7 protein-coding genes and 1 pseudogene are annotated in these 6,886 nt (G+C 43.6%); 6 read left to right on the forward strand and 2 right to left on the reverse strand.

Annotated features, from left to right (window positions below; all coding sequences use genetic code 11):
* Positions 1–206, reverse strand: a 206-nt coding sequence (locus IQR33_RS33610; RefSeq protein WP_228014008.1) for a DUF1176 domain-containing protein, incomplete at its 3' end; no start/stop codon positions are given.
* Between the two features lie 667 nt (positions 207–873).
* Here IQR33_RS33610 and IQR33_RS19670 point away from each other — a divergent pair.
* The 3 genes and pseudogenes from IQR33_RS19670 to IQR33_RS33620 all read left to right on the forward strand — a co-directional run.
* Positions 874–1,296 (forward strand): leucine-rich repeat domain-containing protein, encoded by a 423-nt coding sequence (locus IQR33_RS19670; protein ID WP_158174047.1) that lies wholly within the window; start codon positions 874–876, stop codon positions 1,294–1,296.
* Positions 1,289–1,786: a leucine-rich repeat domain-containing protein gene (locus IQR33_RS19675; RefSeq protein ID WP_158174046.1), complete on the forward strand. Its 498-nt coding sequence runs from the start codon at positions 1,289–1,291 to the stop codon at positions 1,784–1,786. Before IQR33_RS19670 ends, IQR33_RS19675 begins: the two co-directional genes overlap by 8 nt.
* Before the next feature lie 167 nt (positions 1,787–1,953).
* Positions 1,954–2,268: pseudogene (locus IQR33_RS33620) on the forward strand (thiamine biosynthesis protein ThiJ); the annotation flags it as partial.
* 222 nt (positions 2,269–2,490) lie between these two features.
* Here the strand turns inward: IQR33_RS33620 and eamB are convergent.
* On the reverse strand, positions 2,491–3,075 hold the full coding sequence (gene eamB / locus IQR33_RS19680) for a cysteine/O-acetylserine transporter (RefSeq protein ID WP_193838096.1): 585 nt from the start codon (positions 3,073–3,075) through the stop codon (positions 2,491–2,493).
* 244 nt (positions 3,076–3,319) lie between these two features.
* On the opposite strand from eamB, the gene IQR33_RS19685 reads away from it, so the two are divergent.
* The 3 genes from IQR33_RS19685 (at position 3,320) to IQR33_RS19695 (ending at position 6,351) form a co-directional block, all read left to right on the forward strand.
* On the forward strand, positions 3,320–4,087 hold the full coding sequence (locus tag IQR33_RS19685) for a LysR family transcriptional regulator (protein ID WP_228014009.1): 768 nt from the start codon (positions 3,320–3,322) through the stop codon (positions 4,085–4,087).
* Between the two features lie 230 nt (positions 4,088–4,317).
* Positions 4,318–5,292: a DUF1852 domain-containing protein gene (locus IQR33_RS19690; protein WP_042523046.1), complete on the forward strand. Its 975-nt coding sequence runs from the start codon at positions 4,318–4,320 to the stop codon at positions 5,290–5,292.
* Positions 5,293–5,322: 30 nt separating this feature from the next.
* Complete coding sequence (locus IQR33_RS19695; RefSeq protein WP_005376742.1) at positions 5,323–6,351, forward strand: methionine synthase; 1,029 nt, start codon at positions 5,323–5,325, stop codon at positions 6,349–6,351.
* Positions 6,352–6,886: the final 535 nt, after the last annotated feature.

Raw genomic sequence — 6,886 nt, forward strand, 5'->3', positions numbered from 1 at the left:
ATCTGGGTTGCAGGTCCAGCTTCACGTCTAAACATCATTGCCATACCATAGCCAAGACCAGCTGGCGCGTACCCCGCTGCTCGGCAAGTGCCAGTATTGTCACATGCCAAATACCAATCTTTGTGAGCAAACCTAGCTCCGTCAAAAGCTTGGACAGAAAAAATCGCTACACTCAATGCGATTATAATTAGACGAATATAGCGCATTTTCTTATTCCTTTGAGATAATATATCTGTGAATGTTTGATGGATTCTATGCGTTGAATTTAAGTTAATTTGACTTATTCGAAGGCGATTTTTGACATGAACTACTCCAGCCAGACTGGAGTAGATAATGATTAATCTAAAGCCAATCTCATCGCTTGAAATACATTAGTTTTACCAGCTGTTACGCTCCTTCAGGCGCTTGCGTGCGAACATCCCTATAATATTGAATTGGGTGAGGAGCGTAACTTCCGCTTGGTCTGAGCTTTTGTTCGCTTCCGCGACTTTTAGCTCGACTTTGATAGCCGCAGAAATTGCCCATCTCTAGTCTTCTTATGAATATTCATCTTGAATATGGATGATCAAATAGGCAACAGTTTTCTTTATTACAGGAAACTATTGCTCCTATACTCATTAGATCAAATACCCTGCAAAAAGTTATCCGATAGAATGAAATTCAACACGATTTAAGCGTTTTATATGCTTGTTTGGCTTGTCAAAGTTGCCTCTTTTGTTAGAGAAACTATCTAAGCATCTTTTTGGGAGTGATAATCCATTAAAAGTATTGTTATCATCCTTTTATCTCTGAGTAGAGCTAAATTTCTGTGAACATTTTATGCGTTTGCATAGAAAGACCGATAACGGTCTAATTATAAACCCGCGAGTAGCAATGTCATTATCAAGAATAAAACTCAATAGGCTAACTGGCCAAATCTTTGGCATCTTGCTTAGTCTAGCCCTTCTAACAGGCTGTGAGCATGCAACGGAAGGGTTAGTCTATGCTAAAAAATTAGATGGCTCGCAGAACAAATCAATACTTGCAGAGTATACCGGTAGAGAGACCGATGTCATAATTTCAAGCTCGGTGACCATTATTGGTGAAGGCGCGTTTGTTGGTCACCAACTCACTAATGTAACCATACCGGATTCGGTTGCCACAATTGAAGATGAGGCATTTAAGGACAATGAGCTCACCAACCTGACCATTCCAGATTCCGTGGTAGCCATTGGCAAAGGGGCGTTTAGCGATAACAAGCTTACCAGCGTTATACTCTCAGGTTCGTTAAATACCAATTGGGGACAATGTGTTTAGTTTTAACCAACTTAATAGTGTGACCCTCCCAGATTCGTTATCCACCATCGGTGCTGGAGGGTTCAATGGTATCGCGTTACCCACATTAAACAATATACCATCAGATGGCTTTATTTTTACTCGTAATGATGATGGAACTGAGAACAAAAAGGTCGTTGTTCCTGACTCCGTGACTACTCTTGGGAAGGGGGCACTTTATGGAAATAAGCTCACTAACGTAACCCTTCCAAACACGTTGACTACCATTCGGGAGTTGGCACTTAGCCATAATGAGCTCACCAGAGTAACTCTACCTGACTCAGTATTTACCATTGGGAGGAGGGCATTTGATGGAAACAAGCTTACTAGCATAACCTTTCCAGATTCGGTGACTGTCATTGGTGAAGAGGCATTTACTGATAACGAGATCACTAGTGTGATCATTCCTGGTTCGGTGCGCGCTATTAGTCCATGGGCGTTTGATCTTGGTGTAGTAACTAAGCGGAATTAAAGCTATTTTTGGATGCTGTCGTCTTCAGCTGGTAAATAGCAACTATTGATAAGTTATCCTTGAAACCATATATATTGAGGCACACAAAACGAGCACTGCCGAATAAAAGGCAGTAGTTCTTTTGACGGTTTGTTTGTATGAGTCTCGAAAAGGCGAAAGTACATAAATGTGCAGGGTCTTTTTTACACGAGCTTGGCTTGCTGAAAGGTAAAAAATTAACGACAGATCCACATGCAAAAGCTATTCAGTAGAGCACGGGAGGAGATGTTTAAGATCTTCCTTTTGTTTTGAAGGTAATATAGCTACCGTCGGAGACGCCTTTCAGTTATTTACTTAGTCGTTTGGGTAGCAGAAAGGCTTTGTGATTCAAACAAACGTAAAGCATACAAGAGCAGTTAACTCCCACAGGGCAGTTCGACTTATTTGGAAATCTCATTTCAGCAACATTTCGTCTGCTCAGTATTTTAGCGCTCATAAATTGAATGACTGTCAAGTGACCGCGCATCTTGGTGGATTTTTGATATCTTAAAAAACTATATTTATGGATCTATCCATACTTCTCCTAATCACCGTCAGCCAAAATAGAGCAGAAAGTTCAACAAGCTTCTGTCCAACTTTGAGTTAGCATACTCAAAGCCAACCATTTCTCCATCTACAAATTCGAGATGCGGAAATCACTGCGTCTCATCTCCTCAACCTCAGCCTCAAACAAACAACTGTACCGCGCAGTAAAGTAGCGTCGCCGCTAAGGTCATATTGATCGCTTTGCCATATTTCTGGAATTGCGATTGAAGAAGTTTGCCTGCAATTGCCCAGATCAAGTTGCTGGCTAGAGCAATAAACGCGAGCACTAGGCTGGTGGCCAAGATCCAGTAGATGTTTTGTGTGTAAGGCAACACGAATGTTGATATGGATGTTACGCCGTATAGAATGATTTTCACGTTTACGAACTGCAAACCAAAGCCCGTCAAGAAAGTGATGCCCTCAGAATCTTCTGATGTAGTTTTGATATCACTTGTCGCGATTCCCCAAGCTAACCAAATGATGTAAGCCGCACCCACCCATGTGAGCCAAGGTGTAATCACAGGAAGCAGGCTGACCATGTGGTAAGTGAAAACGCCACACAGCAGCATCAAAACAATATAGCCGCAGAACATCTCAGAAATGACGTTGGTAGATCGCTTTAGCCCGTGCTGTGTTGCAACACTGAGAGACAAAATGTTGTTGGGACCCAGCGTGATCGAAGTAATGATGACGTAGGTGAAAAATGCGGTGTAGATGGCACTCATCTCTATCTCTCCTGTTTTTTGTGCACTATACTTCGCGTTAATAAATTAAAAAATCGAATGCATTTAAACTAAGAGTTTTAACCTTTCGAACTATTAAGTTAGGAGTTTGGCCATGAATCTAAAACGTTTCATTACGTTTAAAACCATTGTTGAGGAAGGCTCGTTTCTTAAAGCATCGCAATAGCTTTATTGCACTCAGCCGACAGTTACCTTTAAGATCAAATAGTTAGAGCAAGATCTCTCATTGCGGTTGTTCGAAAAGATCGGCCGAAAAATGGCGCTGACTCAGGCAGGAGAAAAGATCCTTCCGTACGTTTATGAGCTCGCACGAGTGATGGAAAACATTGAAGGCACGGCACAACAAGAGAGTTCTGAGCCGACAGGGGAGTTGAAGGTTTTAATCGCAGAAACTCAGCTCGCTTATAAAATGGCCAATGTTTTGAAGGAATTCAGAATACGAGCGCCGAAAGTAAGGCTCTCACTGCAATCACAAAACTGCTATAAGATTCGTGATGAATTGATTGCTGATAAAGCCGATTTGGGTGTGTTTTATCGTGTCGGTAATGATGATGCACTCAAGGTGCATGAGTTTGAACAAGAGCCGTTGGTCCTTGTTGCTTCGCCGCTTTTAACAGGGTTGGATCTACAGAAAGGGGAGCAACACATTGATTTGGGATTCATCAGCAATGGTCCTAAGTGCCTTTTCCGTAAGACTTTTGAGAGCATCATCCAAAAGCGAAACATCAGCATCGATAACATGATTGAGCTGAGCAGTATTAACACTATCAAAAACTGTGTAGAGAGTAATATCGGTATCTCTTTTCTGCCTCGCTTCACTGTTGAAAAAGAACTACAAGAGGGCAGCCTGCAAGAGCTTGAGTTTACCAACGCACCGCAAATGATCAAACCGCAGTGTGGCTGCAATGCCGGAAAGTGTGTTACGCCTGCAATGGAAGTCTTTATCGACTGCATGTGTAACACGCACGAGACAGGCTTTTTCCTCAAATCATGAAATTCCTTCATGTTCAATGTGAAACAATACCAATATTACTCAACTCGTGAAGCAAGTATAAAAAAAGGACTGCTCTGGTGTTAGGCACTGCGACGGTCATTTTTGTACGAACCGTTCGTCGTAAGTGCTGTGCAACCTAACGATTGGGAAAACCAAAAAACAAAAAATGTCCCCATGCACAGAGTTAGGAAAAGTCTGCTTTATCTAAGGAAATAGGATACCAACTCACGATGAATAACGATTTCACATTTGCTATCAAAAGCATTCGCTTTGATGAGAATTACCAACCATCAGACAACACGCGAATCACTACCAACTTTGCTAATCTGGCTCGCGGAAACTACCGCCGAGAGAATCTGCGCAATGCGCTCCGAATGATCGATAATCGTTTTAATGCGTTGGCATATTGGGATAACGCGCAAGGTGACCGCTACTCAGTTGAACTTGAAATCATCTCTGTTGATATGGATATCCAAGGTAGTGGAGAAGCATTCCCATCGATTGAAGTGCTCAAAACTAACATTGTTGATCACAACACTAACGAGCGCATCGAAGGCATTGTGGGCAACAACTTCTCTTCATACGTGCGTGATTACGACTTTAGCGTTTTGCTGTTGGACCACAACAAAAACCAGCCACAGTTCAGCATCCCAGCGAACTTCGGTGATTTGCATGGCAAACTGTTCAAAGCTTTCGTTAATTCTGAGTCTTATAAACAGCATTTCAAAAAGCTGCCAGTGATTTGTCTGAGCGTATCGGACAACAAGGTATACCGACGCACCGAAAATCAACATCCTGTTTTGGGCTTTGAATATCAGCCGAACGAATCTTCGTTGACGGAGCAGTACTTCAAGAAGATGGGCTTACAGGTGCGCTACTTCATGCCACCAAACACTGTTGCACCATTGGCATTCTACTTCTTCGGTGACTTGTTGAACGATTATTCAAACCTAGAGCTTATCAGCACGATTAGCACGATGGAGACATTCCAGAAGATTTACCGACCTGAGATTTACAATGCCAACGCGGTTGCCGGTAATTGCTACCAGCCAAACCTAAAAAACCTAGACCACTCGCTAACTCAAATCGTTTACGACCGAGAAGAGCGCAGCCAACTGGCGATTGAACAAGGGAAATTTGCCGAGGAGCATTTCATCAAACCTTATCAATCTGTGCTTGAACAATGGTCTGCAAATTACGCGTAAAAGATAACGAGAATCTAGAAAGGAATGACGATGAAAACACTATTACCGACTTCAACGGCTGGCAGCTTACCGAAACCTTCTTGGCTGGCCGAACCAGAAAAACTTTGGTCACCGTGGAAACTGCAAGGTGAAGAACTGATTGATGGCAAACGCGATGCGCTACGTGTCGCTTTGCAAGAACAAGAACTGGCAGGCGTTGATATCGTCAGTGATGGCGAGCAAACTCGGCAACATTTTGTGACGACCTTTATTGAGCATTTAAGCGGCGTAGATTTTGAAAACCGCAAAACGGTGACTATTCGCAACCGTTATGAAGCAAGTGTTCCGACTGTGGTTGGCCCAGTAAGCCGCACAAAGCCCGTGTTTGTTGAAGATGCCAAGTTCTTGCGTCAGCAAACTAAGCAACCTATCAAGTGGGCGCTTCCAGGCCCTATGACGATGATCGACACACTTTATGATGATCATTACGGTAGCCGTGAAAAGCTGGCTTGGGAATTTGCAAAAATCCTCAACCAAGAAGCGAAAGAGCTTGAAGCGGCAGGTGTCGATATCATTCAGTTTGATGAGCCTGCGTTTAATGTGTTTTTCGATGATGTGAACGAGTGGGGCATTGCGTGTTTAGAGCGTGCGATTGAAGGGCTGAAATGTGAAACTGCAGTGCACATCTGCTATGGCTACGGCATCAAAGCGAACACGGATTGGAAGCAAACGCTAGGCACTGAATGGCGACAATACGAAGAAGTATTCCCTAAATTGCAGCAGTCAAATATCGATATTATCTCGCTTGAGTGTCATAACTCGCGAGTGCCTATTGAGTTGCTTGAGTTGATTCGCGGTAAGAAGGTGATGGTTGGTGCGATTGATGTCGCTACTAACGAAATTGAAACGCCAGAAGAAGTAGCGAAAACATTGCGAGAGGCGTTGAAGTACGTTGATGCCGACAAGCTTTACCCATGTACCAACTGCGGTATGGCACCTTTGTCTCGTGAAGTATCGACCGCTAAGCTCAATGCGTTAAGTGCGGGTGCGGAGATCATTCGTAAAGAGTTGGTGGGTTGATATTAATACTTAGGCTCCGCGCCATGAACTAAAATTAGGGTCAATCTAGCGAGTTTAAATGAGACTAGGAATCGGTTTACTGCTCGCTAGGAAATAGCGATAACTTCCGCACTTCAAAGCTCTCGGTGGGGAGCTCCTGAATCACGCTCGTCCCTCGCTGTTCAGGATGACGGATGTTGGAAGATATATTGCTCGCCACAACCCTAGGTATTGGAGCAGCTTCAAGATAGGGTCTTTCCGGCGAGTTAAAACGAGACTAGGAATCGGGTTACAGCTCGCTAGGAAATGACGATAACTTTCGCACTTCAAAGCACTCGGTGGGTAGATCCTGAATCACGCTCGTCCCTCGTTGTTCAGGATGACGGATGTTGGAAGATACATTGCTCGCCACAACCCTAGGTATTGGATCTGCTCCAAGAGAGGGTCATTCCAGCGAGTCTAGACGAGACTGGGAATCGGGTTACAGCTCGCTAGGAAATAGCGATAACTTTCGCACTTCAAAGCTCTCGGTGGGTAGATCCTGAATCACGCTCGT

This window comes from Vibrio sp. OPT46 (assembly GCF_015163535.1).
GTDB lineage: Bacteria > Pseudomonadota > Gammaproteobacteria > Enterobacterales > Vibrionaceae > Vibrio > Vibrio alginolyticus.

Excerpts from the sequence above, each read along its gene's own strand:
- IQR33_RS19670 (WP_158174047.1), top strand. The coding sequence starts at position 874 with ATGTCATTATCAAGAATAAAACTCAATAGGCTAACTGGCCAAATCTTT.
- eamB (WP_193838096.1), bottom strand. The coding sequence starts at position 3,075 with ATGAGTGCCATCTACACCGCATTTTTCACCTACGTCATCATTACTTCG.
- IQR33_RS19690 (WP_042523046.1), top strand. The coding sequence starts at position 4,318 with ATGAATAACGATTTCACATTTGCTATCAAAAGCATTCGCTTTGATGAG.
- IQR33_RS19695 (WP_005376742.1), top strand. The coding sequence starts at position 5,323 with ATGAAAACACTATTACCGACTTCAACGGCTGGCAGCTTACCGAAACCT.